General features: G+C 64.1%; 16 protein-coding genes and 2 rRNA genes (1 of these 18 cut by a window edge). 14 read left to right on the top strand and 4 right to left on the bottom strand.

Annotation, left to right across the window (positions count from 1 at the left end):
• Both NH8B_RS13250 and rrf read left to right on the top strand, forming a co-directional pair.
• A 23S ribosomal RNA gene (locus NH8B_RS13250) occupies positions 1-2,478 on the top strand (it extends 413 nt beyond the left edge of the window).
• Between the two features lie 118 nt (positions 2,479-2,596).
• Positions 2,597-2,710: ribosomal RNA gene (rrf, locus tag NH8B_RS13245) — 5S ribosomal RNA — on the top strand.
• A gap of 284 nt (positions 2,711-2,994) precedes the next feature.
• Here rrf and NH8B_RS13240 read toward each other — a convergent pair.
• Positions 2,995-4,314 carry an NAD(P)/FAD-dependent oxidoreductase gene (locus NH8B_RS13240; protein ID WP_014087753.1) on the bottom strand — a complete coding sequence of 440 codons (1,320 nt, stop codon included), beginning with the start codon at positions 4,312-4,314 and terminating at the stop codon, positions 2,995-2,997.
• 186 nt (positions 4,315-4,500) lie between these two features.
• Here NH8B_RS13240 and gcvA point away from each other — a divergent pair, with 186 nt between their 5' ends.
• A complete protein-coding gene (gcvA, locus tag NH8B_RS13235) occupies positions 4,501-5,409 on the top strand; it encodes a transcriptional regulator GcvA (protein WP_014087752.1) in 909 nt (302 codons plus the stop codon).
• Positions 5,410-5,542: 133 nt separating this feature from the next.
• Here gcvA and NH8B_RS13230 read toward each other — a convergent pair whose 3' ends face one another.
• Positions 5,543-6,217, bottom strand: coding sequence for a glutathione S-transferase family protein (locus NH8B_RS13230; protein ID WP_014087751.1), 675 nt, complete (start codon positions 6,215-6,217; stop codon positions 5,543-5,545).
• Positions 6,218-6,794: 577 nt separating this feature from the next.
• Between NH8B_RS13230 and NH8B_RS13225 the strand changes: the two genes are divergently transcribed.
• A complete protein-coding gene (locus NH8B_RS13225) occupies positions 6,795-7,022 on the top strand; it encodes a hypothetical protein (protein ID WP_014087750.1) in 228 nt (75 codons plus the stop codon).
• Between the two features lie 145 nt (positions 7,023-7,167).
• On the opposite strand, the gene NH8B_RS13220 is transcribed toward NH8B_RS13225, so the two are convergent.
• Positions 7,168-7,647 carry a hypothetical protein gene (locus tag NH8B_RS13220; protein ID WP_014087749.1) on the bottom strand — a complete coding sequence of 160 codons (480 nt, stop codon included), beginning with the start codon at positions 7,645-7,647 and terminating at the stop codon, positions 7,168-7,170.
• 465 nt (positions 7,648-8,112) lie between these two features.
• On the opposite strand from NH8B_RS13220, the gene NH8B_RS13215 reads away from it, so the two are divergent.
• Entirely contained in the window at positions 8,113-9,696 is a 1,584-nt protein-coding gene (locus NH8B_RS13215) for an ABC transporter substrate-binding protein (protein WP_014087748.1), read from the top strand.
• 136 nt (positions 9,697-9,832) lie between these two features.
• Here the strand turns inward: NH8B_RS13215 and NH8B_RS13210 are convergent, their stop codons facing one another.
• A complete protein-coding gene (locus NH8B_RS13210) occupies positions 9,833-11,077 on the bottom strand; it encodes a LysR family transcriptional regulator (RefSeq protein WP_014087747.1) in 1,245 nt (414 codons plus the stop codon).
• 182 nt (positions 11,078-11,259) lie between these two features.
• On the opposite strand from NH8B_RS13210, the gene NH8B_RS13205 reads away from it, so the two are divergent.
• From NH8B_RS13205 to NH8B_RS13165, 9 genes are all read left to right on the top strand, one after another.
• On the top strand, positions 11,260-12,327 hold the full coding sequence (locus NH8B_RS13205) for a 4-oxalomesaconate tautomerase (RefSeq protein WP_041703519.1): 1,068 nt from the start codon (positions 11,260-11,262) through the stop codon (positions 12,325-12,327).
• A 118-nt stretch (positions 12,328-12,445) separates the two neighbouring features.
• Positions 12,446-13,771: an MFS transporter gene (locus NH8B_RS13200; RefSeq protein ID WP_014087745.1), complete on the top strand. Its 1,326-nt coding sequence runs from the start codon at positions 12,446-12,448 to the stop codon at positions 13,769-13,771.
• 33 nt (positions 13,772-13,804) lie between these two features.
• Positions 13,805-15,106 carry a gallate dioxygenase gene (locus NH8B_RS13195; RefSeq protein ID WP_014087744.1) on the top strand — a complete coding sequence of 434 codons (1,302 nt, stop codon included), beginning with the start codon at positions 13,805-13,807 and terminating at the stop codon, positions 15,104-15,106.
• Complete coding sequence (locus NH8B_RS13190; protein ID WP_014087743.1) at positions 15,103-16,128, top strand: amidohydrolase family protein; 1,026 nt, start codon at positions 15,103-15,105, stop codon at positions 16,126-16,128. Before NH8B_RS13195 ends, NH8B_RS13190 begins: the two co-directional genes overlap by 4 nt.
• 12 nt (positions 16,129-16,140) lie before the next feature.
• Entirely contained in the window at positions 16,141-16,836 is a 696-nt protein-coding gene (gene ligK / locus NH8B_RS13185; protein ID WP_014087742.1) for a 4-carboxy-4-hydroxy-2-oxoadipate aldolase/oxaloacetate decarboxylase, read from the top strand.
• Between the two features lie 746 nt (positions 16,837-17,582).
• The gene (locus tag NH8B_RS13180) at positions 17,583-21,581 is read left to right on the top strand and encodes a non-ribosomal peptide synthetase (protein WP_014087741.1); all 3,999 of its coding nucleotides are present in this window, start codon (positions 17,583-17,585) and stop codon (positions 21,579-21,581) included.
• A gap of 147 nt (positions 21,582-21,728) precedes the next feature.
• Positions 21,729-22,862 (top strand): HlyD family secretion protein, encoded by a 1,134-nt coding sequence (locus NH8B_RS13175; protein WP_014087740.1) that lies wholly within the window; start codon positions 21,729-21,731, stop codon positions 22,860-22,862.
• Positions 22,863-22,870: 8 nt separating this feature from the next.
• Positions 22,871-24,469: a DHA2 family efflux MFS transporter permease subunit gene (locus tag NH8B_RS13170; protein WP_232503466.1), complete on the top strand. Its 1,599-nt coding sequence runs from the start codon at positions 22,871-22,873 to the stop codon at positions 24,467-24,469.
• Between the two features lie 31 nt (positions 24,470-24,500).
• Positions 24,501-25,925, top strand: a complete 1,425-nt coding sequence (locus NH8B_RS13165) for an efflux transporter outer membrane subunit (protein WP_014087738.1) — start codon at positions 24,501-24,503, stop codon at positions 25,923-25,925.
• Positions 25,926-25,990: the final 65 nt, after the last annotated feature.

The following is a 25,990-nucleotide window of genomic DNA, read 5'->3' as shown; positions in this document are numbered from 1 at the left end:
ATCCTCCAAGGCTAAATACTCGTGATCGACCGATAGTGAACCAGTACCGTGAGGGAAAGGCGAAAAGAACCCCGGGAGGGGAGTGAAATAGAACCTGAAACCGGATGCATACAAACAGTGGGAGCCTCGCAAGGGGTGACTGCGTACCTTTTGTATAATGGGTCAGCGACTTACGTTCAGTAGCGAGCTTAACCGAATAGGGGAGGCGTAGGGAAACCGAGTCCGAATAGGGCGCTTTAGTTGCTGGGCGTAGACCCGAAACCGAGTGATCTATCCATGGCCAGGATGAAGGTGCGGTAACACGCACTGGAGGTCCGAACCCACTAGTGTTGCAAAACTAGGGGATGAGCTGTGGATAGGGGTGAAAGGCTAAACAAACTCGGAGATAGCTGGTTCTCCCCGAAAACTATTTAGGTAGTGCCTCATGTATCACTTCCGGGGGTAAAGCACTGTTATGGCTAGGGGGTCATTGCGATTTACCAAACCATGGCAAACTCTGAATACCGGAAAGTGCGAGCATGGGAGACAGACGGTGGGTGCTAACGTCCATCGTCAAGAGGGAAACAACCCAGACCGCCGGCTAAGGTCCCAAATGATCAGTTAAGTGGTAAACGAAGTGGGAAGGCCTAGACAGCCAGGATGTTGGCTTAGAAGCAGCCATCATTTAAAGAAAGCGTAATAGCTCACTGGTCGAGTCGTCCTGCGCGGAAGATGTAACGGGGCTCAAACTGATAACCGAAGCCGCGGATTTGCACGCAAGTGCAGATGGTAGGGGAGCGTTCTGTAGGTCTGTGAAGGTGTGTCGTAAGGCATGCTGGAGATATCAGAAGTGCGAATGCTGACATGAGTAGCGATAAAGCGGGTGAAAAGCCCGCTCGCCGAAAGCCCAAGGTTTCCTACGCAACGTTCATCGGCGTAGGGTGAGTCGGCCCCTAAGGCGAGGCTGAAAAGCGTAGTCGATGGGAAACGGGTCAATATTCCCGTACTTTCGTATAGTGCGATGTGGGGACGGAGAAGGTTAGGTCAGCCAGGTGTTGGATGCCCTGGTTCAAGCCGGTAGGTGGAAGGAGTAGGCAAATCCGCTCCTTTGTTAACACCGAGACGTGATAACGAGGTTCTACGGAACCGAAGTGACTGATACCACGCTTCCAGGAAAAGCCACTAAGCTTCAGCTATACGAGAACCGTACCGCAAACCGACACAGGTGGGCAGGATGAAAATTCTAAGGCGCTTGAGAGAACTCAGGAGAAGGAACTCGGCAAATTGATACCGTAACTTCGGGAGAAGGTATGCCTCTTAAGGTGTAGGACCTCGCGTCTGAAGCCTCGAGAGGTCGCAGAGAATCGGTGGCTGCGACTGTTTATCAAAAACACAGCACTGTGCCAACACGAAAGTGGACGTATACGGTGTGACGCCTGCCCGGTGCCGGAAGGTTAAGTGATGGGGTGCAAGCTCTTGATCGAAGCCCCGGTAAACGGCGGCCGTAACTATAACGGTCCTAAGGTAGCGAAATTCCTTGTCGGGTAAGTTCCGACCCGCACGAATGGCGTAACGATGGCCACACTGTCTCCTCCTGAGACTCAGCGAAGTTGAAATGTTTGTGAAGATGCAATCTCCCCGCTGCTAGACGGAAAGACCCCGTGAACCTTTACTGTAGCTTTGCATTGGACTTTGAACAGACTTGTGTAGGATAGGTGGGAGGCTATGAAGCTGAGACGCTAGTTTCAGTGGAGCCGTCCTTGAAATACCACCCTGGTGTGTTTGAGGTTCTAACCTTGGTCCGTGATCCGGATCGGGGACAGTGCATGGTAGGCAGTTTGACTGGGGCGGTCTCCTCCCAAAGTGTAACGGAGGAGTTCGAAGGTCACCTAGGTACGGTCGGAAATCGTGCTGATAGTGCAATGGCATAAGGTGGCTTAACTGCGAGACCGACAAGTCGAGCAGGTGCGAAAGCAGGACATAGTGATCCGGTGGTTCTGAATGGAAGGGCCATCGCTCAACGGATAAAAGGTACTCCGGGGATAACAGGCTGATTCCGCCCAAGAGTTCACATCGACGGCGGAGTTTGGCACCTCGATGTCGGCTCATCACATCCTGGGGCTGTAGCCGGTCCCAAGGGTATGGCTGTTCGCCATTTAAAGTGGTACGTGAGCTGGGTTCAAAACGTCGTGAGACAGTTTGGTCCCTATCTGCAGTGGGCGTTGGAAGTTTGACGGGGGCTGCTCCTAGTACGAGAGGACCGGAGTGGACGAACCTCTGGTGTACCGGTTGTCACGCCAGTGGCATTGCCGGGTAGCTAAGTTCGGAAGAGATAACCGCTGAAAGCATCTAAGCGGGAAACTCGCCTGAAGATGAGACTTCCCTGAGGGCTTGACCCTCCTGAAGAGTCGTTCGAGACCAGGACGTTGATAGGTCGGGTGTGGAAGCGCTGTGAGGCGTGAAGCTAACCGATACTAATTGCTCGTGAGGCTTGATCCTATCATTTGAGTGGCTTGGGCCACGCGGTGAATAGAGTGTGCGACGTACGATCGATTACCCAATTCGAAATGGAAGCTGAGAGGCTTCCAGGCTTCTTCCCGTTTGTTGACAGTTTATGTCTGGCGGCCTTAGCGAGGTGGTCCCACCCCTTCCCATCCCGAACAGGACCGTGAAACGCCTTAGCGCCGATGATAGTGCGGCCTTGCCGTGTGAAAGTAGGACACCGCCAGACTCCCCTTACAAAAGCCCAGCTCATCCGAGCTGGGCTTTGTGCTTTGCGCTGGCGGAAAGCCCGAACAGCCCGTCGGGGCCCCGACGAGCTGGCGCTGGGCGGCGGCGGTGGCTCCGCGTTTCTCCCTCTCCCACTGACGGCTTGGCTGAAGAGCTGGCTGTGGCGTCCTAGCCTACTCCCCACAGGCCATACCATTCGGCAGGAAAGAGAAGTCCGTCACAGAAGGAGGGTGACGGACATGGGGAAGGGCAGATGATCGGCCTCCTCACGCCGATTGGGGGATGTCAGTGCAACTTCACTTGGGGTTCGGCGCGCTTGGAAAGCAGCCGGCCTATCGTCGCCAGGCACGTCCTTCCTAGCCCATACAAGGCCATCTTGTGCTTGCTGTAGAGCGACAAGTACATCAGGCGCGCAAACTGCCCCTGAATGAACAGGCTCTTGCGGGACAGGGAGCTCATCAGGCTACCCACCGTGCTGTATTTGCCCAGCGAGATCAGCGAGCCCAGGTCGCGATAGGCAAATGTCCGCAGCGGTTTGCCCTGTAGTTGCCGTTTCAGGTTCGCGAGCAACAGGGTGGCTTGCTGGTGGGCAGCCTGGGCGCGAGGCGGTACCCAGCCTTGCTTCTCTTCCCACGGGCAAGCAGCGCAATCCCCAAGGGCAAAAATAGCCGGATCCAAGGTGGTCTGCAGGGTGGGGGTGACCACCAGTTGATTGAGCCGATTGGTTTCCAGGCCGTCCAGTCGGGAGAGGAAGTCGGGTGCCTTGACTCCCGCGGCCCAGACCACCAATTCCGACGGGATGAGCTTGCCACTCGCGGTTAGCACGGATGTCTCGGTCACCTCGGTGACCTTTTCTCCCGTCAAAACCGAAACGTTGAGCTTTTGCAGCAGGCACCGTGCGTTGTGCGACAGCTCGGGGGGCAGGGCGGGCAGGATACGGTCTCCGGCCTCGATCAGGGTCAGCCGGATGTCCCGGTCGGGGTCGATGCTTTCCCGCCCATATGCCACCAGTTCACGCGTCGTGTTGCGCAGTTCCGCCGCCAGTTCGACACCGGTGGCCCCGGCGCCAATGATGGTGATCTGTAGTTGCTCGGGGCGCAGCGGCCCGTTTTGCAGGCTGGCGCGGACACAGGCGTTGACCATGCGCTGATGGAAGTGCGCAGCCTGTTCCGGGGTATTCAGGCTGATCGCATGTTGTGCAACGCCCCGGGTACCAAAATCGTTGGTGCCGCTGCCGACGGCCAGCACCAGGGTGTCGTAGGAAATCCGGCGGCGCGGAATCAGCTCCTGTCCGTCGGCATCTAGGGTGGGAGCGACATGGATGACCTTCTCTGCACGGTCCAGCCCATCCATGCGGCCCAGACAGAAACGGAAGCCGTGCCACCGGGCTTGAGCCAGGTAGTCGAGTTCTTCTTTGGCCGGTGTCATGCTTCCGGCTGCTATTTCGTGCAGCAGGGGTTTCCAGATATGGGTGCGGGAGCAGTCGACCAGGGTGATTTCGGCTTGTTGCCGGCGTCCCAAGGTGTCACCTAGCCGCGTTGCCAGCGCCAGCCCTCCGGCGCCTCCTCCCACAATGACGATTTTCTGCATGTTGGACGTGGGCATTGGTGTCTCCTGAGGTGCGTTTGCCTGGCCATGCTTCCTCGCATGCACAATTTGCCTTGTTGGCGGTAATGCGGAGGGGGCGTTAGAATGGCCTGAAATGAGGCCGTTAGCGGCTAATTTGCCCGGTGTGTGCCACCTTCGGCAAACGATATAAATTCAGCACATTGTGAGTGATGGGAACAATGGATGAGGCGGAAGATACCGAGCATCGAGGCGCTGCAGGCGTTTGAAGCGGCGGCACGGCACCAGAGCTTTACCCGGGCCGCGGAAGAATTGGCTTTGACGCAAAGCGCCGTCTGCAAGCAGATCGCGACGCTGGAGGAAATGCTGGGGATCGCCCTGTTTAATCGCATCAAGCGACGCGTCAGCCTGAGCGAGGCGGGCCAGGTCTATGCCCGGGAGGTGCGGGAGCATCTCGACCGACTGGAGCGCAGCACCTTGTCCATCATGGCGCATCAAGGTTCGGGCGGCGTTATCGAGCTGGCGGCGATCCCCACCTTCGCCACGCGCTGGCTCATTCCGCGTCTGCCCGGGTTTTATGCCGAGCATCCCAATATCACGATCAATATCACCACCCGTTCCGATACCTTCATTTTTGCCGACACCGTTTTCGACGCCTCCATTCATTTCGGGACGGGGGTCTGGCCCGGCGCCCATGCCGATCATCTGTTTGGCGAGGAAATGATCCCGGTTTGCAGCCCGCAGCTGCTGGCGCGGCATCCTTGTTTGCAGCCGCAGGACCTGGTCAAGCTGAAGCTCCTGCACCTGTCGGCACGGCACGATGCCTGGCATAAATGGTTCGCCGCGGCCGGGGCCAGCGACCTGAACGCCATGGTCGGCCCGCGCTACGAGCTGTTTTCGATGCTGGTGGAGGCGGCCCGGGCGCAAATGGGGGTCGCCTTGGTGCCGCGTTTTCTGGTGCAGGAAGAGATCCGCTCGGGTTCGCTGGTGACGCCCTTCGATATCCCGATGCAGAGCGAGATGGGCTATTTTCTGGTTTACCCGGAAAGCAAGCAGGAGGCCAAAGTCCTTCAGGCTTTTGTCAGCTGGTTGCTCGAGCAAGCCGAGCAGTATCGTTCACAGCTTCAGCCGTAGCGCCGGGCTTCGTCCAGGGCTAGCCCGCCAGGTGCCAACAGACAAGCCCACTGCGCCGGCACGCTTCTGATCGGAGGACGTGCGATGCAGGGGGTGTTGGAGGGCCTTGGCGGCGCCTCGCCGGGAGGCCGGATCAGATCGATACGAAGGGCTGGTCTTTGAGCGAGGCTTTGAACCCCTCGACGACCTCGTGCACTTTGCCCCAGCTCGGCAGGGCCTTCATTCGGTTTAACCAGCGTCGCACGTTGGGGTAGTCCAGATATTCGCAGCGCACCAGTTCACCCACTGCCACCATCTCGGCGCCGACGTAATCGGCGAGGGTGATCGTGTCGCTGCAGAGAAACGGGCGATCGGGGCCGATCAGGTCCTTGTCGAGGATGCCGAGCCAGTGCTGGGCTTTTTGCTTGCCCCAGGCAATGGTCCCGGCATGGGCCTCCTCGGTTGGGCGCCTGTGGTGAGGGAACAATTGCGGGTAGACCAGACCGTAGCCATGGTCCTTGTAATAGTTGCTGTAGAACCACTCCATGGCCTCGTCGACGCGTGCCCGTTGCTTCAGGTCGGCGGGGTAGGCCAACGACTGGGCCATACCGGCAAGATAGCGAATGATGGCCCCGCTTTCGGTCAGCACAAAGCCATCGTCGTCCAGCACCGGTACCAGGCAACTGGGGTTGATGGCCTGGAACTCGGGCTTGAGGTGTTCGCCGGTCATGAGGTCGACCAGCTGATAATCCAGTGGGATCGCCTCTTCGGCCGCGAACATCATGATGATGCGGCTCGTGGTCGAGGCGGGGTGGTAATAGAGTTTCATTGCGAATTCTCCAAAGGCGGACGTGGGCATCCCGGGGTCTGGCTCTAGGCGCATTCACCGCGGAGCATGCCGGTTGCTGCTGGAGGATGATGCCACGGAGGCGGGCAACCCCCATCAAATGCGCAGGTGATCGATCGTGCGCGATTTGCTGCGCGGCGTGGCCGCACACCCTCTTCGTGCCGCCACTGCGCCGGTATTTAGCCCTGCCAGCCAGGTGACGATCTTGTGCGCCGATCATCCTGCCGGAGCGTTGTGGTGCGCTTTTTCGGCGTGGTCGCCGTGGTCGGCATGCCCTGGAAAAATGACATGACCGAGGGTGCCGTTTCATCCTGATTGGACGCTAGTTGCTGGTGGGGTGGATTGCAAGAAAACGGTCCTCGTCTTTCTCTCTCCGCCCGGTGTTGGGATGGGGGTTAGGGCGAGGCAGGTCGTGCCAGGGTGCTGCATTGTTTACCGATAGTAAACAAATTCTTTCTCATAGCATGGTTTTTCGAAATTCTCCGAAGCGATAAATTTTACATATGAAATTTGCAAAAGGGGGATTTCCCTCCTGGCTTATTCACACATCGGAGTTCCTATGAAAAAAATTGCACTCGTTGTTGCCGGGCTGCTGGTGGCCGGCTCGGTTTTCGCCAAGGACAGCTACGTTGCGCCCACGGACGCCCAGGTTCAGGCCTGGCAGGCGGAGCAGGGTAAAATCAAGGCCAGCTACGCCCAGCTGCCGCCGGCCGAGCAAGCGCGCCTCAGCCAGCAGAATGCCTATTGGTCCGCACGCTGGGTCAAAGAGAACCAGGCCAGTCGTTAAGTTTCGTGGGGCGTCAGTCCCCGCTGCCTGTCTCCAGGCTCGATGATCGGGCCGCGCGTTGTCAAAAGGCTGAGCCACCCGGCTCGGCCTTTTTCCTTGCAAGGAGGGGAAGATTTAATCCCTCAGACACGCCTGGTGAGCCGGGTCATGGCGCGGTCTCTGGTTGGCTGGGTTTCATCTCCTTCATCAAGGCGAATGCCTCGTCCTGTCCGATGATCTTGATCGTCATCGGGTCCCCCGCGAAAGGGAATGCCCAGGAGCGTCCCGGGCTGTAACCCACCTCCAGGTAGTAGGTTTTGCCCGATTCGGCTTCCAACGTGGCAACCCGTTTCCCTTGTGGGAAGGCCTTGAATCGGAATTCGTGATGGCCTGCTCCGATCGGCAGAGTTTTGTAGGTGAGGCGTGGCAGACTGGCGATTTCAGATCCGTTGTCAGTAATATCCTGGTTGTTGGACACCAGGGTCGGGCCACTGATGTTCATGACCACCAGCGTGGCGGATTCGGCGACCTCCTTCGAGGCAGGCGGTGTCTCTGTCGACACGTCAGTCTGCGCCCAAAGTGCCGTGTTCAGGCCCAGCCCGCAGGCGGCAACAAACCAACGGCAGTTCCTTCTCCAATTGTTCATGCCTCCTCCTCGTCAAATCGGTTGCTCCTTAAAACTTTTATTTGCCGCTCTCGTCCTTGTCAACCTCGGAACATCAACATGGCAGGGGCGCCATGTCGCGCTCGGTAAGGCCTCTCGGCGTATGGCATGTCGAGTGAGTGAGCTGCGGCTGCTCTTGCGTTAGGGTCGGACAAAAACAGGAGCGTTATATGCCCACATCCATTCCCTCTGCGCACACGGGTTCCAAGCGGTATGCGGTACGTACCGTCTATCCATGAAACGCTTGCGGCGGGGGCGCTTCGGTTGGCGGGCGGCGAGGGTAGGGGATTACGCGGTGAAGACCAAGGCTGTTAAGCTCGCTGTGAAGCACGAGCCGGATTCGAGGCTATGCCGGACTGACCACCATTCATTGGGTCTGGGTATGGCTTTCCGCAAATCGATTCAGCGGCGACCAGTGGCCACCAAGAAAACATAAGGAGAAATCGGATGAAGCATCGCTTTGCCACCCTGATGGCAGCGTGTGCTGTCAGCATGGCCGCCCCCATGGCCATGGCGGCCAAACCGCTGGTGTTCTGTGCCGAAGCGGCACCCGAGGGTTTCGATCCGGCGTTGTGGGACAGCGCCTTGACCTATAACGTCACGCGGCAGATTTTCCAGGGCCTGGTGCGATTCAAGCACGGCGGCACGGCGCTGCAGCCGGCTCTGGCAACCGGCTGGGAGGTGTCGGACGATGGTCTGGAGTACACCTTCCACCTGCGCCACGGCGTGAAGTTTCACCGCACCGACTACTTCCAGCCCAGCCGCGACTTCAACGCCGACGACGTGGTGTTCACCATCACCCGCTGGATCAATCCGGAGGCGCCGTTCAACAAGGCGTTCCGAACCCAGCTGCTGGGCCCCAACGCCAACGGTATCGCGCAGAGCGTGGCCGCGGTGAAGAAGGTCGACCCTTACACCGTCACGCTGCGGCTGAAGGAGCGCAACTCGACCTTTGTCAATTTCCTGGCGATGGGGTTTGCCGGCATGCAGTCGGCCGAGTATGGCGCCAAGCTGTTGGCCGAAGGGCGAGCCGCCGACATCAACCTGAAGCCGATCGGCACCGGCCCCTTCCTGTTCAAGGGCTATGCCAAGGACGCGGCGGTACGCTATGCCGCCAACCCCGGCTACTGGGGCAAGAAACAGAAAACCCAGAGCCTGGTGTTTGCCATCGTCACCGACCCGCAGGTGCGGCTGCAGAAGCTGAAGAGCAACGAGTGCCAGGTGGCGGCGGCGGTGCGCGAGGCCGACCTGGACGGCCTCAACGGCGCGCCGGGGGTGAAGGTCACCTCCACCGGCGCGATGAACATCTCCTACCTCGCCTACAACCTGCAGCGGCCGCAACTGGCCAATCGCGATGTGCGCGTGGCGCTCGATATCGCCATCGACCGTGATGCGCTGTTCCGCGTGATGTTCCCCAAGGGCGGGGCCATCCAGGCGGTCAACCCGTTCCCGCCGTCGGTGTGGAGCTGGAACGGCAAGAACCGGAACGAATACAACCCGGCGAAGGCGCGGCAGTTGCTGGCCAAGGCCGGCTATCCGGACGGCTTCGCCATCACGCTGTGGGCGCTGCCGGTGCAGCGGCCGACCAACCCCAACGGCAAGCTGATGGCGCAGATGATCCAGCAGGATTGGGCCAAGATCGGCGTGAAGACGACCATCCAGAGCTTCGAGTGGGGCGAGTACCTGAAGCGCGCCGCGCAGGGTGAGCACGATGTCTACATGAGCGGCTGGACCAGCGACGCCGGCGACCCGGATGACTTTTTGTGGGGCACGCTGTCGTGCAGCGTCAGCAAGAATGGCCAGCGCTTCTGCAACAAGGAGTTCGACGAGCTGCTGTTGAAAGCGCGCCAGACCAGTGACCAGCGCCAGCGCAGCGCCTACTACCTCAAGGCGCAGGAAATCTTCAAGCGCGAACGGCCGTGGATCACCGTCGCCCATTCCAAGATCTATATTCCGCTGCGCAACGACGTGGAGGGCTTTGTGATGAACCCCAACGGCTCGTTCGACTTCGAGGACGTCTACCTCAAATAACCCCGCTCCGGCCACGACGCGCCGCGCTCCGTACCCGCCGCTGGCGCGGCGGGTCATGCCCGCTTCATTTCACCTCCATGAGACCGACCGGCTGTTCCTGCCCGGCCCGGTGCGGCGCGAGATGACGATCCGCCGTTCAGGGCTGGTCGGGCATGGCGGTTCTCACCACGTCGCGGATTTCTTCCTGCAGCGCGGTGATGGCGGGAGAGGGCAGGGCGCCATGCCGTTGCGTCATGCCGATTTGTCGCTCGGTTCCGGCAAGCGGGACGGGCAGCCGGACCACCAGGCCGGATTCGAGTTCGTCGTGCAGCTGGTGCGGCGAGGTGGCCGTGATCAGATCGGTATGGGTCAGGAGGTTGCGCAGGATGGCCAAGTCGCCGGTTTCGACCGACGGCTCGGGGATGACAAGCCCGTTATCCATGAACGCCTGGTTCAGTACCTGGCGCGCGGGGGAGTCCTGGCGCGGCAGGATCCATTTCTCGCGAGCGATCTGCCCCAGCGCAATGGCGCTGACTTGCCGGGTCAGCGGGTGATCCTTCCGGCAGAACAGGCCGACGCTGTCGTTGAAGAGGGGCTCGCTGCTCAGGTCATTGCCTTCTTGCCCGGCGCGCAAGGCGCCGAAGATGAAGTCGATATCGCCGCAGCGCAGCCCTTTGGCCAGTTCATCGTAAGGGCTTTCGAACGTCTTTATTTTCAGCAAGGGGTACTTGGCCAGCAGTTGGGCAATCGCCACGGGCAGCAGCCGGGTGCGGCACAGGGGCAGCGCCCCGATGGTGATGGTGCCGTGCAGGGAACCCCGCAGGGCGGACAGGTCGGCCTGGATGTGACGCATCTCCGAGAAGGCGCGCTTGGCGTGGAGCAGCAGCCGGGCGGCGGCATCCGTGGTCACCATGCCTTGCGCCATGCGCTGGAACAAGGGTTGCCCCAGTGCTTCTTCCAGCCGGGCCAGCGCCATGCTGATGCCCGAGCGGGACAGCTTCATCTGGCGGCTGACGGCCGCCAGATGACCATGCTCGGCCACGGCGACGAATAGCTGCAGCTTGTGCCCGCTCATCAGCAACGGGGTGAGCGAAGCGACGTTATGGCCCGGCCGCTGGCATAGCTCGGTGGCGGCGGCCTCGATCTCCTCCTGAATGCGCCGGGCTCGCGTCAGCACGGCTTCGCCATAGCTGTTCAGCAGCATTCCCCGTGGCTTTCGTTCAAACAGCTCCTGCCCCAGTGCCTGCTCGAGCTGGGTCAGGGAGCGGGTGATGGCCGATGGCGCCTTGTAGATGCGCTCGGCGGAGCGGGAGACGCTGCCGCTCCCGGCAACCGCAAGAAAGACGCGCAGATAGCGCAGGACGTCGGCGGTCTGGTCAAAGGCTTGGTCGGTGCTCGTCACGTGATCGATGTTTTCTTGTCGATAAATCTTTGTGAATCAACGGATTTATATTGGTTTTTGATGCTTGTGGCCAGTGTGTTCACAAAAATGGAACGCAGCGTCACGACGGGGCAACGGCGGCCGGCGGGGAAATTCATATAGTTGGGTTTCTTTCACGACCGGGCCGAAAGAGTCCCATGAGCATGAACAAGGAATATCCGGGCCAGCGCCATCTGCCGTGCGTGTGGATGCGGGGCGGCACCTCCAAGGCGGCGTTCTTTCTCTCCGGCGATCTGCCGGCGGATGCCGAGGCACGCGACCGCCTGCTGTTGCAGGCGATGGGAGGGGACGAGCCGCGCCAGATCGACGGTATTGGCGGCGGCCATCCGCTGACCACCAAGGTCGCGGTGATTGCGCGCTCCGAGCTGCCCGGCGTGGACATCGATTATCTCTTCGGTCAGGTCGTGCTGGGGGAGGGTCGTATCGATTACGCCCCGACCTGCGGCAACATTCTGGCCGCGGTCGCGCCGTTCGCCCTGGAGGAGGGGCTGCTGGACTGCCGGCAGGACAGAACCCGCGTGCGTATCCGCATGATCAACACCGGCGGCCTGTGCGAGGCGTGGGTGGAAACCCCCGGCGGCCGGGTGAGCTACCGGGGCGAGACCCGCATCAGCGGCGTGCCAGGTACCGCCGCGCCAATCGAGCTGCATTTTTCCGACGTGGCGGGCTCGTCCTGCGGCGCGCTGTATCCCACCGGCTCGAAGCGTGATGTCTTCGCCGGCATCGCCGCGACCTGTATCGACAACGGCATGCCGGTGGTGTTGCTGTGCGCGGCTGACCTCGGCGTGACCGGTTACGAATCGCCCGCCGAACTGGATGCCAATGCCCCGCTCAAGGCCCGGGTGGAAGAAATCCGCCTGCTCGCCGGCGAAAGGATGGGGCTGGGCGATGTCCGCAACAGGGTCGTTCCCAAGATGTCGCTGATCGCGGCCCCGCGCGAGGGCGGGGCGATCGCCACCCGCACCTTCATTCCCAAAAAATGCCATGACGCCATCGGGGTGCTGGGGGCGGCCTCCGTCGCCACCGCCTGCGCCGATGCGGGCACCATTTGCCGCGACCTGGTGGTGCCGCCGTCCGACGGGGCCTTTTCGGTCGAGCATCCGACCGGCGAATTCACCATCAAGCTATTCGACAACCAGGACGGCGCGCCCGGCATCGCCTTGCTGCGCACGGCGCGGCCGCTTTTTAGGGGGGAGGTGTTGGTCGTTTGACGGCGACGTCGCCCGCGACCGCATGCAGTGAAGGCCGAATGGCAGTGGATAAAACAACAAGACGTTATCAAGCCGGTGTCCGCCGGGAGCAATGAAGAGATAAATGGAGGAGTAACCGATGGATCAAGCAGGAATACTGGATGTCAGGGAGTTCATCAATTCCCGCAAGATGTCGGCGTATCAATGGGGGCTGGTGGTGCTGTGTTTCCTCATCGTCGCCGTGGACGGCATGGACGTGGCCATCATGGGGTTTGTCGCGCCGTCCGTCATTCATGACTGGCACATTTCGCGGCCGGCCTTCGGCGCGGTGATGGGGGCCGCCCCGATCGGCCTGGCCGTCGGCGCCTTGCTGGCGGGGTCGTCGTCGGATTGGTTCGGGCGGCGCAAGGTGCTGCTGGTGTCCGTGCTCGGGTTCGGTATCGCCACGCTGGCCACCGCGCAGGCGGGCAGCCCGCAGATGATGGCGTTGCTGCGCTTTCTGACCGGGCTGGCCCTGGGGGCCGCCATGCCCAACAGCACCACGCTGCTGGCCGAGTACGTGCCGGAACGCATCCGCTCGTCCGTCATCGCGGCCATGTTCACCGGCTTCAACCTGGGGTCGGCAGCTATCGGCTTTGCGGCGGCCTACCTGAGCCCGCGTTTTGGCTGGCAATCGGTACTCATGTTTGGCGGTGCCTTGCCGCTGCTGTTGCTGCCGTTCATGTATTTCTTCCTGCCGGAGTCGGCGCGCTACCTGGTGGCGCGCGGTGCTTCCGCCGAGCGCATCCGTCCGTTGATGGCGCGGGTCTGCCGGACCAACCTGGACCAGTGGCGGAGCTTCATTTCCAAGGAGGCGCCGGTGGCCGCCAGGCAGCCGATCGCGGCCTTGTTCGCCAAGGGGCATTCCTTCCGTACCGTGAGCCTGTGGCTGACGTATTTCATGGGCCTGCTGGTGATCTACCTGACCACCAGCTGGTTGCCGACCATGATGAAGGATGCCGGCCTCTCTATCGACCGCGCCTCCACCCTGACCGCCATGTTCCAACTGGGCGGCACCGTCGGCGCCATCTTCGTCGGCTGCGCCATGGACAAAATCACGCCGAGCCGCGTCATCAGCCTGTCGTATCTGCTGGGCGGTGCCGCGCTCGTCCTGCTGGGGCTGGCCGGCCTGCAATCGGCCTGGATCGTGCTGTGCATCCTGATGACCGGCTTCTGCCTGAGCGGCGCCCAGACCGGCCTCAACGCCTACGCCCCGAGCTGCTACCCGACGATGGCACGGGCGACCGGGGTGAGCTGGATGCTGGGTGTCGGCCGCTTCGGCAGCATTCTCGGCTCGTCGATCGGCGGCGTGCTGCTGAGTCTCGGCTGGGGCTTCCAGGCCATCTTCCTGTCCCTCGCCGTGCCGGCCTGCGTTGCCGCAGTGGCCATCCTGGGCAGCGGGCTGCGGGCGAAAGAATCCTTCTGAGCGATTTATCGATTAACGATTTGGAGAGTTGAAATGGCGAAAATCATTGGCGGGATCGCGTGCTCGCACACGCCGACCATCGGCTTCGCGGTGGACCGCAACAAGCAGGACGACCCGGTGTGGGCGCCGATCTTCGAGGCCTTCAAACCGGTCAAGGAGTGGTTGGCCGAAAAGCAGCCCGACGTGCTGTTCATGATCTACAACGATCACGTCACCTCGTTCTTCTTCGACCACTATTCGGCCTTCACGCTGGGCGTGGACCAGCGCTACCCGGTGGCGGACGAGGGCGGCGGCGCGCGCGACCTGCCGCCGGTGGCCGGCCACGCCGCGCTGGCGCAGCACATCGGCGCCAGCCTGATGGCGGCCGAGTTCGACATGTCGTTCTTCCAGGACAAGGCGCTCGACCACGGCTGCCTGTCGCCGCTGTCGATGCTCAACCGCAGCAAGACGGCGTGGGACACCCCGATCGTGCCGCTGGCCGTGGGCGTGCTGCAGTTCCCGGTGCCGTCCGCCGCGCGCTGCTACAAGCTCGGCCAAGCACTGCGCGACGCCATCGAAAGCTATCCGGAAGACCTCAAGGTGGCCATCGTCGCCACCGGCGGCCTGTCGCACCAAGTGCACGGTGCGCGCTGCGGCTTCAACAACACCGAGTGGGATTTGCAGTTCCTCGAGCTGTTCGAGAAAGACCCGCAGGCGCTCACCCGCCTGACCCTGGCCGACTACGCGGAACTCGGCGGCATGGAAGGCGCCGAGATCATCATGTGGCTGATCATGCGCGGCGCGCTGTCCGCCCAGGTCAAGAAAATCCACCAGAGCTACACCCTGCCGTCGATGACCGGCATCGCCACCGCCGTCTACGAGAACGCCGAGGTGAGCCTGCCCAAGGCGCGTAGCGCCGACCTACGTCACGCCATGGAGCGCGAACTGGCCGGGGTGGAAAAGCTGGAGGGTACGCACCCGTTCACGCTGGCGGCGAGCCTGAAGACCTACCGCCTCAACCGCTACCTGCACGACATGATCCACCCGGAACACCGCGCGCTGTTCCTCGCCGACCCGGAAGCCTCGTTCGAACGCGCAGGGTTGGCCGAAGAGGAACGCGACCTGCTGCGCCGCCGCGACTGGGACGGGCTGATCCGCTACGGCTGCATCTTCTTCGGGCTAGAAAAGCTCGGTGCGGTGGTGGGCGTCTCCAACCTGCACATCTACGCCGCGATGCGCGGCCAGTCGCTGGAAGCGTTCCAGGCCACCCGCAACGCGCCCGGCGCACTGTACTCGGTCACCGGCAAGGACGGCGGCCAGCTGCAATGGGATCAAGAAAAGGCAACGCAGAAATGATCATCGATATCCACGGCCACTACACCACCGCGCCCAAGGCGCTGGAAGACTGGCGCTGCCGCCAGGTGGACAACCTCGCCACGCCGGAACTCGGCCCCAAGGTGGCCGAGCTCAAGATCAGCGACGACGAGCTGATCGACAGCATCGAGAGCAACCAGCTGCGCCTGATGAAGGAGCGCGGTGTGGACCTGACCATCTTCTCGCCGCGGGCGAGCTTCATGGCGCACCACATCGGCGACTTCAATACCAGTGCCACCTGGGCGGCGATCTGCAACGAGCTGTGTTACCGCGTCTCACAGCTGTTCCCCGAGTACTTCATCGGCGCCGCCATGCTGCCGCAGTCGCCCGGTGTCGACCCGGCCACCTCGATCCCCGAACTGGAAAAGTGCGTAAAGGACTACGGCTTTGTCGGCATCAACCTCAACCCGGACCCGTCCGGCGGCCACTGGAGCGCGCCCCCGCTGTCCGACCGCCACTGGTACCCGCTCTACGAAAAGATGGTCGAGTACGACATCCCAGCGATGATCCACGTCTCGACCAGCTGCAACTGCGCCTTCCACACCACCGGCGCGCACTACCTGAACGCCGACACCACCGCCTTCATGCAGTGCCTGACCTCGGATTTGTTCAAGGACTTTCCGACACTGAAGTTCGTGATCCCGCACGGTGGCGGCGCGGTGCCGTACCACTGGGGGCGCTTCCGCGGCTTGGCGCAGGAGCTGAAAAAGCCGCTGCTGACCGAGCATCTGCTCAACAACCTCTTCTTCGACACCTGCGTCTACCACCAACCGGGCATCGACCTGCTGACGAAGGTGATCCCGGTCGACAACGTGCTGTTCGCCTCCGAGATGATCGGCGCCGTGCGCGGCATCGACCCGGAGACCTGCCACTACTACGACGACACCAAGCGCTACATCGAGGCGGCCGATCTGACCGCCGACGAGCGCCACCAGATCTACGAAGGCAACGCGCGCCGCGTGTATACGCGGCTGGATGCCGCCCTCAAAGCCCAAGGCCGCTAAGGAGGAATGACGATGAACCTGCTGATGAACCAACTGGGCGTGGTCAAGCGCAACATCGAGCGCGCCGACCCGGCCGCGGTGGAGAAACTGTCGCGCTTCGGCGTCGCCACCATCCATGAGGCGATGGGCCGCGTCGGGCTGATGAAACCGTACATGCGCCCGATCTACCAGGGCGCCAAAATCTGCGGCACCGCCGTCACCATCCTCTTGCAGCCGGGCGACAACTGGATGATGCACGTCGCGGCCGAGCAGCTGCAGCTGGGCGACGTGGCGGTGGCGGCCTGCACCACCGACAACGAGGACGGCTTCTTCGGCGACTTGCTCGCCACCAGCTTCCAGGCGCGCGGCGCCAAGGGGCTGATCATCGACGGCGGCGTGCGCGACGTGGACGAGCTGGAGCAGATGGGCTTTCCGGTATTCAGCCGCGCCATCCACGCCAAGGGCACCATCAAGGCCACGCTGGGTTCGGTGAACGTTCCGGTGGTCTGCGCCGGCACGCTGGTGCACCCGGGCGATGTGGTGATCGCCGACGCCGACGGCGTGGTGGTGGTGCCGGCCGCCATCGCCCAACAGGTAGCCGATGCTGCCGAGAAGCGTGAAAGCTTCGAGGGCGAGAAGCGCGCCAAGCTCGCCAGCGGCGTGCTTGGCCTCGACATGTACCGGATGCGCGAGCCGCTGGCGCTGGCCGGCTTGACGTACATCGACTGAAGGGGCTGGCCGGCATCGCGCAACGGCCAGGCGACCCGGGCGCGGCCAGGCGTCCGGGCGGTTTACTGCTCCGGCCCGCCACGGTGGCGGGCTTTCCCATGCGCCTTCGGCCGTGGCTTCCGAGGCCGACAACGCTTGGGCGAATGCCCCGACCTCGGGGGTGGCAACAGGACCTCCACGCCCAGCGCCGGCGCGTCACGCCGGCCGCTGATCCCGCCCCCAGACAGACCTTTTCCTCCCAACACCCAGGTCCAAGCCGGCGGCAATCGCTAGGCCGGCCGCCGCTATCGGCATCCGTCTTCATCATCCCGTTGTCGGCCACCTCTGCTCGTAAGCCGCCGCGCGCCATCCGTTGGTGGGCCGTGTCATGAAACCCACCTGCTCTCGAGGTAGGGTGGGGCGATGGTCGGCGGTGGCGGGCAATGACGCTTACATGTCGCTTCCGTCGAAGACCGTCGTTTTGCCGCAGAGGCACAATGCCGGGCGATTGGCGGCAGCCCCGCTGCGTTGTCGCACGCCATGGCCCCTGGCAGGCCCGGTCGCTTGGGTGATAGCCGGATCGGGCGTCCGGCATCGCGGTGATACTGGATGTTGAAATGTTATAGCTTGAGCTAGATCAAGCTTCATAAGGATGGCATAATCCGGCGCCGGCTTATAAGTGTTACAAGCAAATAATGGCAAATACATTGGCTGTAACTTACAAAATGCATACTGAATAAACCAGCCCACCCGGAATCGCTTAAGTCATGACACACCTGCCAGACCATCAGCCCGATACCAGTCTCACCCCTGTTTCCGCATTTCCCCTGACCGAACTGCAGCACGCCTACTGGCTCGGTGAGCAGGATGCCTACCGCCTGCATACGCCGGCCTTCCTGCATCGCTGCTTTTTCACCGCGGCACTGGACGTTCCCTTGCTGGAGCGATCGATTCTCGCGGTGGTGCGCTCGCAGCCCTCGCTCACGGTCGAGATCCTGAGCGATGGCACCCAGCGCCCGTTGCCGCCACCGGAGCGCATCGCGCTACCGCTCAACGACTACCGCCATGTCACGCCGGACGGGGCCAGGGCCTACCTGGCCGAGCGCAAGGCCACGCTGGAGTCCGAGCTGCCGCCGTTCGGGCGCGGTCTGCAGTTTTCCTGTTTCATCGACCAGGTGGCCGACGGCTACTACGTCCACTTCCTGTTCCGCCTGATCGCCTTCGACGCGATGTCGATGTGGCTGTTCCTGAACGATATGTGCGCCGTCTACCTCGGGCGTCCCGCTCCCCAGCCGCAAGAGGCGAGCTTTGCCGATTTCGTCCAGCTGCGCCGCCAGCAGACGCGCACGCTGGGCTACCAGCGTTCGCTGCAGTACTGGCAGGAGCGCGCCAAGGAGCTGCCCAACGCGCCGGAGCTGCCGCTGGTCGATCACGACGCGATTCCGGAGAAGTCGGAGTTCCGCCGCATCCGCATCAGCCTCAACGCCCGCCAGGTCGAGGCACTGTACGAGCAGGCGCGCCGCTGCGGCGTCAGCGTCAACAGCCTGTTGTGCACCATGTACGCCGATGTGCTGCGGCTGTGGTCGAAAAACGCCTCGTTCATCATCAACATGTTGGCGACCCACCGGCCGAACGACGACGACCGCTTTGCCCACGTGTTCGGCAACTTCGGCAGCACCATGCCGGTCGAGGCGGTGGAGGTGGATGGCGGCCTGCGCGAGCGTGCCCGTGCGCTGCAGCGCAAGATGTTCCGCGACCTGAAACACATGCAGGTCTCCGGCGTCGAGGTGATCCGCGCCATGGGGCGCAGCGGCAGCGTCGTGCCGGCCATGCCGGTGGTGTTCGCGAGCTCGCTGGGCCTGCCGATGGGCGAGCTGCTGAGCCCGGTCGATCTGGGCTGGGAAATCCGCGCCGGCGGCCTGCAGACCCCGCAGGTGCTGCTCGACTGCCAGGTCTACATGGACGGCGAGCAACTGACCCTGAACTGGGACTACGTGGTCGAGGCCTTCCAGCCGGGCGTGGTGGAGGACATGTTCCAGTCCTTCGGCGATCAATTGCTGGGCCTGATCGACGGCAGCTCCGCCGACACCCCGCAATTGCCGCTCGTGCCGCCGCGCAATCTCGCCGCGCGCCAGGCGGCCAACGCCTCGGCAAAACCGCTGCCGACCGGCCTGCTGCACGACTTCTTCGCCGCAGCCTGTCGCCAGTACCCCGAGCGTCCGGCCATCATCAGCGATGAGCGCACCCTGTCCTACGACGAGCTGTGGCGCCTGACCACCCGCTTGGCCGCCCGGCTGCGCGACAACAACGTTGGCCGAAACGATCTGGTCGCCATCGTGGCGCGGCGCGGCTGGCGTCAGGTGTCGGCGGCGATGGCCACGGTGCAGGCCGGCGGCGCCTACCTGCCGGTCTCCAGTGAACTGCCGGCCGAGCGCAAGGCCTGGCTGACCGGCCAACAGGGCGTGAAGGTGGCGCTGGTCGAACGCGATCTGGCCGACGGCTTCGAGCTGCCGGCCGGCGTCACCATGCTGATTCTGGAGGACGTGCTGCCCGACGGTGAACCCGGCCCGGCGGTGGACCTGCCATCGGTGCAGGGCGAGCTGGACCTGGCCTACGTGATCTTCACCTCCGGTTCCACCGGTCAGCCCAAGGGCGTGATGATCGACCACCGCGGCGCGGTCAACACCATCCAGGACATCATCGACCGCTTCGGCCTGACGCCGGAAGACCGCGTGATCGGCATCTCGGCGTTCAACTTCGACCTGTCGGTGTACGACATCTTCGCCAGCCTGGGCAGCGGCGCCGCGCTGGTGTTGCCGCCGTACAGCGAAACCCCGTCGCCGGACGACTGGGCGCGCATGGTGCGCGAGCACCAGGTGTCGGTATGGAACACCGTGCCGGCGCTGCTGGAGATGCAGATCGAGTACCTGGGCGCGCGCGCGGCCAGCGATCTGGCGTCGCTGCGCCTGGTGATGCTCAGCGGCGACTGGATTCCGGTCAGCCTGCCGGGACGCCTGGCCGCGCAGCTGCCGCACACCGTGCTGATCGGCATGGGCGGCGCCACCGAGGCGTCGATCTGGTCCAACTATTTCATGATCGACCGCGTCGATCCGAGCTGGAAGAGCATTCCCTACGGCTGGCCGCTGGCCAACCAGCACTTCCACGTGCTGACCCGCGACCTGCGCCATGCGCCGACCGGGGTGCCGGGCGAGCTGTACATCGGCGGCATCGGCGTGGCCAAGGGCTACTACAACGACCCGGAACGCACCGCCGCCAGCTTCATCACCCATCCGCAAACCGGCGAGCGGCTGTACCGCACCGGCGACATGGGGCGCTACCACGACAGCGGCTACCTCGAATTCCTCGGCCGCAACGACGACCAGGTGAAAATCCGTGGCTTCCGCATCGAGCTGGGCGAAATCGACGCCGTGCTCGACCGCTGCCCGGGGGTGCGCAGCGCCGCCACCATCGTGCGCCAGGGCCACAGCCAGGACCGCCAGCTGGTGACGCTGTACGTGCCGGAACACGAAGAGGTCGGCGAGGCGGCGCTGCGCGAGCATCTGGCGCGCACGCTGCCCGACTACATGGTGCCGGCACAGTTCATCGCACTGGAGCAGATCCCGGTGACCGCCAACGGCAAGGTCAACCGCAAGGCGCTGGCCGACATCGCCGCCGCGCTGCCGCCGGCCGTTCGCGAGAAGCGCGCGCCGCGCAACGCCGACGAACAGCGCCTGGCCGGCATCTGGCAGCAGCTGCTGGGCAGCGACGCGCCGGGTATCGACGACAACTTCTTCGAACAGGGCGGCACCTCGCTGTTGGCGGTGCGCCTGCTCAACGCCATCGCCGCCGAGTTCGGCAAGAGCCTGCCGCTGGCGTCCCTGCTGCGCCACGGCACCATCGCCGCCCAGAGGGCGCTGTTGGCGCAGGACGCGTCGGCCTCGTCCGGGCGCAGTCCGCTGGTCGTGCTGCGCGACGGCAGCGAGAGCACGCTGGTGGTGGTGCACCCGGTGGGCGGCAACGTGCTGTGCTACCGCGAACTGACCGCGCTGGTGCCGGACGGCATGGCCGTGCTGGCGCTGCAGTCGCCGGGCGACGGTAGCGAGCGCGAGGTCGACGAACTGGCCGCGCGCTACATCGAGGCGCTGTCCGGCCAGCTTGGAGCGTGGCGGCCGCTGCATCTGCTGGGGTGGTCGATGGGCGGTGTCATCGCCCAGGAAATGACGCGCCAGCTGGAAGCCCGCGGCATCGCCCCGCTCGGCCTGACCCTGATCGACAGCTGCCAATCGGCCGACAGCCGCACGGCCAGCCGTCTGGAAGGCTACGCGCTGCTGCGCAACTTCGTGCGCGATCTTCTGGGCAGCACCCCGGTGCCGGAGGCCTTTGCCGCCATCGAAACCCTAGACGCGCGCCGGCAGCCCGAGGCCGCCCTGGCCGTGCTGCGCGACACCGTGGCGAGCGCAGGCCAGCTCTCGCTGCCGGAGTTCGTCACGCTGCTCGGCGAATACCAGGCCAACTACAACGCCCTGGTACGCCATGCGCCGCACGCGATCAGCACGCCGACGCGCCTGTTCCGCGCCACCCGCAAGCAGCAGTTCCCGCTGCTGACCCCCTTCGCCATGCCGGATGGCGGCCACCTGGAGGTGGTGGCGATGGACGAGGATCACTTCTCCATCATTCAGGGCGAGGCGCTGCGCGCGATCGTGGCGAACGTGCTGCGCCAGGGCAGCGGAGCGGACCAAACGTTGGCCGAACAACCGCTGCGCTGAGCGCACCCCCCCGATAAACCACGCGATACGCACCCGGCCGCTCAATCCCGGCGCCCGCCACTGGCGGCGCCGGGGGTGTGACCGTGCCGGACACGGCTGCCCGCCGCTCTGGCGGGCAGCCCACCGGATACCCTACGGAGTTGTTGCATGACCAACAAAACTGAGCTTTCTCCCGGCTCGCCCCTGCCGACGGGACAGGCCCCGTCCCAAGCCGCGCCTTCCGGCCGCGGCGCTCGCAAGGGGCGCCTGATTCTGGCGCTGATCCTGCTGGCGACGGCGGCGGTGGCCGGCCGCATGTGGTGGCGCAGCCATTACTTTGAAGAAACCGACAACGCCTACCTGGCCGGCCATGTCAGCACCATCTCGCCGCGCATTGCCGGGGTGGTGCACAAGGTGCTGGTGAGCGACAACCAGCTGGTACGGGCCGGCGACCCCTTGCTCGAACTGGATGCGGCCGACCAGGAAGTGAAGATCGCCCAGATCAAGGCGCAGATCGCCCAGACCGACGAGCAGGTGCGCCAGATCGCCGAACAGCTGGAACAGGCCCGCGCCGAAGCGCAGGCCGCGCAGGCCTTGGTGGCGCGCGCCGCGGCGCAGTTCCAGCGCAACGACGCCGAAGCCAGGCGGGTGAGCGCACTGCACGACGTGCAGCTCAAGTCGGTGTCGAAGTCCGAGCTGGAAAGCGCCATCGCCGCGCGCGACAGCGCCGCGGCCGAGGCGCAGGCGCAGCAGTTCCAGGCCAAGGCCGCCAGCGCCAAGAGCGGATCGGTGGAAGCCGCCCGCGCCGCCGCCCTGGCGCAGAAAAAGGTACTCGCCGCCCAGCTGCGCGACGCCGAACTCCAGCTCAAGTACACCCGCATCGTCGCCCCGGTCGATGGCCGCATCGGTAAGAAGAGCGTGGAGGTGGGCACGCGGGTGCAGGCCGGCCAGCAGCTGCTGGCGATCGTCCAGGAAGGGGTCTGGGTGAACGCCAACTTCAAGGAAACCCAGCTGCACGACCTGTACCCCGGGCAGCAGGCGACGGTGACGATCGACGCCTTCCCGGGGCAGGCGTTCAGCGGCAAGGTCGACAGTTTCGCGCCGGCGTCGGGCGCGCAGTTTGCGCTGCTGCCGCCGGATAATGCCACCGGCAACTTCACCAAGATCGTGCAGCGCATCCCGGTGAAAGTGCGGCTCGATCCCCACGACGTCAAGGCGATGGGCGGGCGTCTGGCGCCCGGCATGTCGGCGTTCGTGGAAGTCGACCTGCGCCAGGGCGCCCCAGCCGGCACGGTGCACTGATGGCGGCCATGGCTGAAAAAACCGCCGTCGCCACGCGCCCCATGCCGCCGCCCGCCGCCGTGCTGCCGCTGCCCGAGCCGGCGGTCGATGCGCGTACCTGGATCGCCATTTTCGCCGCCATTCTCGGGGTGTTCATGGCGATCCTGGACATCCAGGTCACCAACGCGTCGCTGCGCGAGATTCGCGGCGCGCTGTCGGCCACGGTGGAGGAGGGGTCGTGGATGACCACCTCTTACCTGGCGGCCGAAGTGGTGGTGATTCCGCTCACCGCCTTCTTCGTGCGGGTGTTCGGCGCGCGCGTCTACATGCTTGGCAATGTCGTGCTGTTCCTGGTGTTTTCCACGCTGTGCGGCTACGCCTGGAACCTGCCGTCGATGATCGTGTTCCGCGCGCTGCAGGGCTTCACCGGCGGCGCCCTGATCCCGACGGCGATGACGCTGATCCTGACCCGGCTGCCGCCCTCCAAGCGCACCATCGGGCTGGCATGGCTGATGCTGTCGAGCACCATGGCGCCCGCCTTCGGCCCGACGCTGGGCGGTGTGCTGACCAACTTCTACGGCTGGCCGTCGATCTTCTTCATCAACTGGGCGCCGGGCGTGCTGATGCTGGCCGGGCTGGCCTACGGCCTGGCGCGCGAGCCGCTGCAGTTGAAGCTGTTGCGCGAGGCCGACTGGCTGGCGATCGCGGCGATGACGGTCGGGCTGGGGTCGCTGATCGTGTTCCTCGAAGAAGGCAACAGCAAGGACTGGTTCGCATCCGATCTGATCCGCGCCTGCGCGCTGGCGGCGCTGCTGGGCATCGTGGCGTGGGTGGCCATCCTGCAGACCCGTAGCAAGCCCTTCGTCAACCTCGCACTGTTCGCGCGCCGCACCTTCGGCGTGTCGTCGCTGGTCGGCGCGGCGGCCGGCATGGGGCTGTACGGCTCGACCTTCGTGCTGCCCTTGTTCCTGTCCGAGATCGCCGGTTACAACTCGCTGCAGATCGGCGAGGTGATCATGTGGATGGGGCTGCCGCAGATCGTGATGATGCCGCTGGCCGCGGCGTTCGCGAAGCGCTTCGACAACCGCGTGATCTGCTCGCTCGGGCTGCTGCTGTTCGCCGGCTCCTGCTTCATGAACGCCACCATGGACGCCACCACCGGCTACGACCAGCTGGTGTTCTCGCAGGTGCTGCGCGCGCTCGGCCAGCCGCTGATCGTGCTGACCTTGTCGAACTTTGCCATCCACCGCATCGAGGCGGCCAACCTGTCGTCGGCGTCCGGCCTGTACAACATGTCACGGATTCTCGGCGGCGCGGTCGGCACCGCGGTGCTGGCCACCACCATCACCTGGCGCGAGCACTTTCACTCGGCACGTATCGGCGAGTCGGTGTCGCTGTTTTCCGACGCCGTGCAGGAACGGCTGGGGCAGCTCACCAGCCAGTTCCTGGCGGGCAGCGGCGACCCGGTGGCCGCCCAGCAGCAGGCGCTTGCCGCCCTCGATCACCTGGTGCGCCGCGAAGCCTACGTCTTGGCCTACACCGACAGCTTTTTCATTCTGGGCTGCGTGCTGTTGGCCTCGATTGCCGTGATGTGGCTGGCCGACCGGGTGGTTGCCGGCGGCAAATGACCGCTCGGCGTAACGATTCAAGAGAAAGACCATGTTGAAGAAAACCATGATCTGCACGGCGCTGGCCTCGCTGCTGGCGGGCTGCGCCACCCCGGCGCTGCAACCGCCGGCGCCGACCGAGCTGGTGCCGGCGAGCTACCAGCACGCCGGCGCGCCAGCGGCGCACGACCTGCCGCGCCAGTGGTGGCGGTTGTACCACGACGCCACCCTGAACCAGCTGGTGGAAACCACGCTGCGTGACAACCCCTATACCCAGGTGGCGCACCTGCGCCAGATCGCCGCCGAGGCGCAGACCCGGCTGGCCAACGCCGACCGCTTGCCGCAGCTGAACGCCGGCGTCGGTTTCAGCAACTCGCGCACCTCGACCAATACCGCGCTGGGCCAGATCCTGGGCCATCAGACCATCAGCGGCGACAAGATCACCGCCGGCTTCGACGCCGCCTGGCAGATCGACGTGTGGAACCGGGTCGGCTACGCCGTGGCGGCGGCCAAGGCCGGGGTGGCGGCGGAGCAGGCCTTCGCCCGCATGGTCGAGCAGACGCTGAGCTGGGAGGTGGCGACCACCTATTGGCAGTACCGCCTGGCCGAATCCGATCTGGCGCTGTTGACCGACATCCGCCAGCAGCGCGCCGAGGCCGAGAGCGTGCAGGCCGGACGCTTCGACGCCGGGCTGAGCAGCGAGCTCGACCTGGCGCGGGTGCGCCTCGAACTCAAGAATGCCGATGTCGAGATCGAGGACGCCCGCAAGCGCCTGAGCCTGGCCGAGCACGAGCTGGCCACGCTGACGGTCAAGCCGGTGGCGGCATTCAGCGTGCCGCGCGATGCGGCGTACCGTCTGCCGGATGTGCCCGCGATCAGCCCCGGCCTGCCGGCGTCCATTTTGCGCCAGCGCCCGGATCTGGCGCAGTCGGCGCAGAACATCCGCGCCTTGCTGGCGCAGAAGGAAATCGCCGACACCGCGTTCTACCCGTCGATCAGCCTCACCGGCAACTTCGGCTTCGCCTCGATGGAGCTGCACAACCTCACCAACAGCGATTCGCGCCAGTTCACCCTAGGGCCGCTGGCCATCTCGCTGCCGATTCTCGACGGCGGCCGCCTCCGCGCCAACCAGAAAATCGCCGACGCGCGCTACCAGGAGGCACTCAACGTCCACAAGGTGCAGCTGTTGATCGCGCTGCGCGAAGTCGACGATGCGCTGACCGAGGTGGAATCGTGCCGCACCCAGGCCGGGCTGCTCGACGCGGCGCTGGAATCGGCGCGGCGCGTGTCCCTGCTGGCCAAGGCGCGCTACGACAAGGGCGCGGTCAACTACCTGGAAGTGACCCAGGCCGAGCGCGACCTGTCGACGGCCGAGCTCAAGTTCCGGCGCAACCAGCTGAAGGGGCTGCTGGCCTCGACCCAGCTGGTGTACGTGCTGGGCGGCGGCTGGCAAGACGAGGCGACGCCGACGCACTGAGCGGCGGCACCCTACAGGAATCCGTATCCAAACTACCTACTTGTGTTCATTTTTCAACGGGTGAA

The organism is Pseudogulbenkiania sp. NH8B (genome assembly GCF_000283535.1).
GTDB lineage: Bacteria > Pseudomonadota > Gammaproteobacteria > Burkholderiales > Chromobacteriaceae > Pseudogulbenkiania > Pseudogulbenkiania ferrooxidans.
Note: the sequence above shows the minus strand (reverse complement) of the source record. Positions and strands in the feature narration are given on the sequence as shown.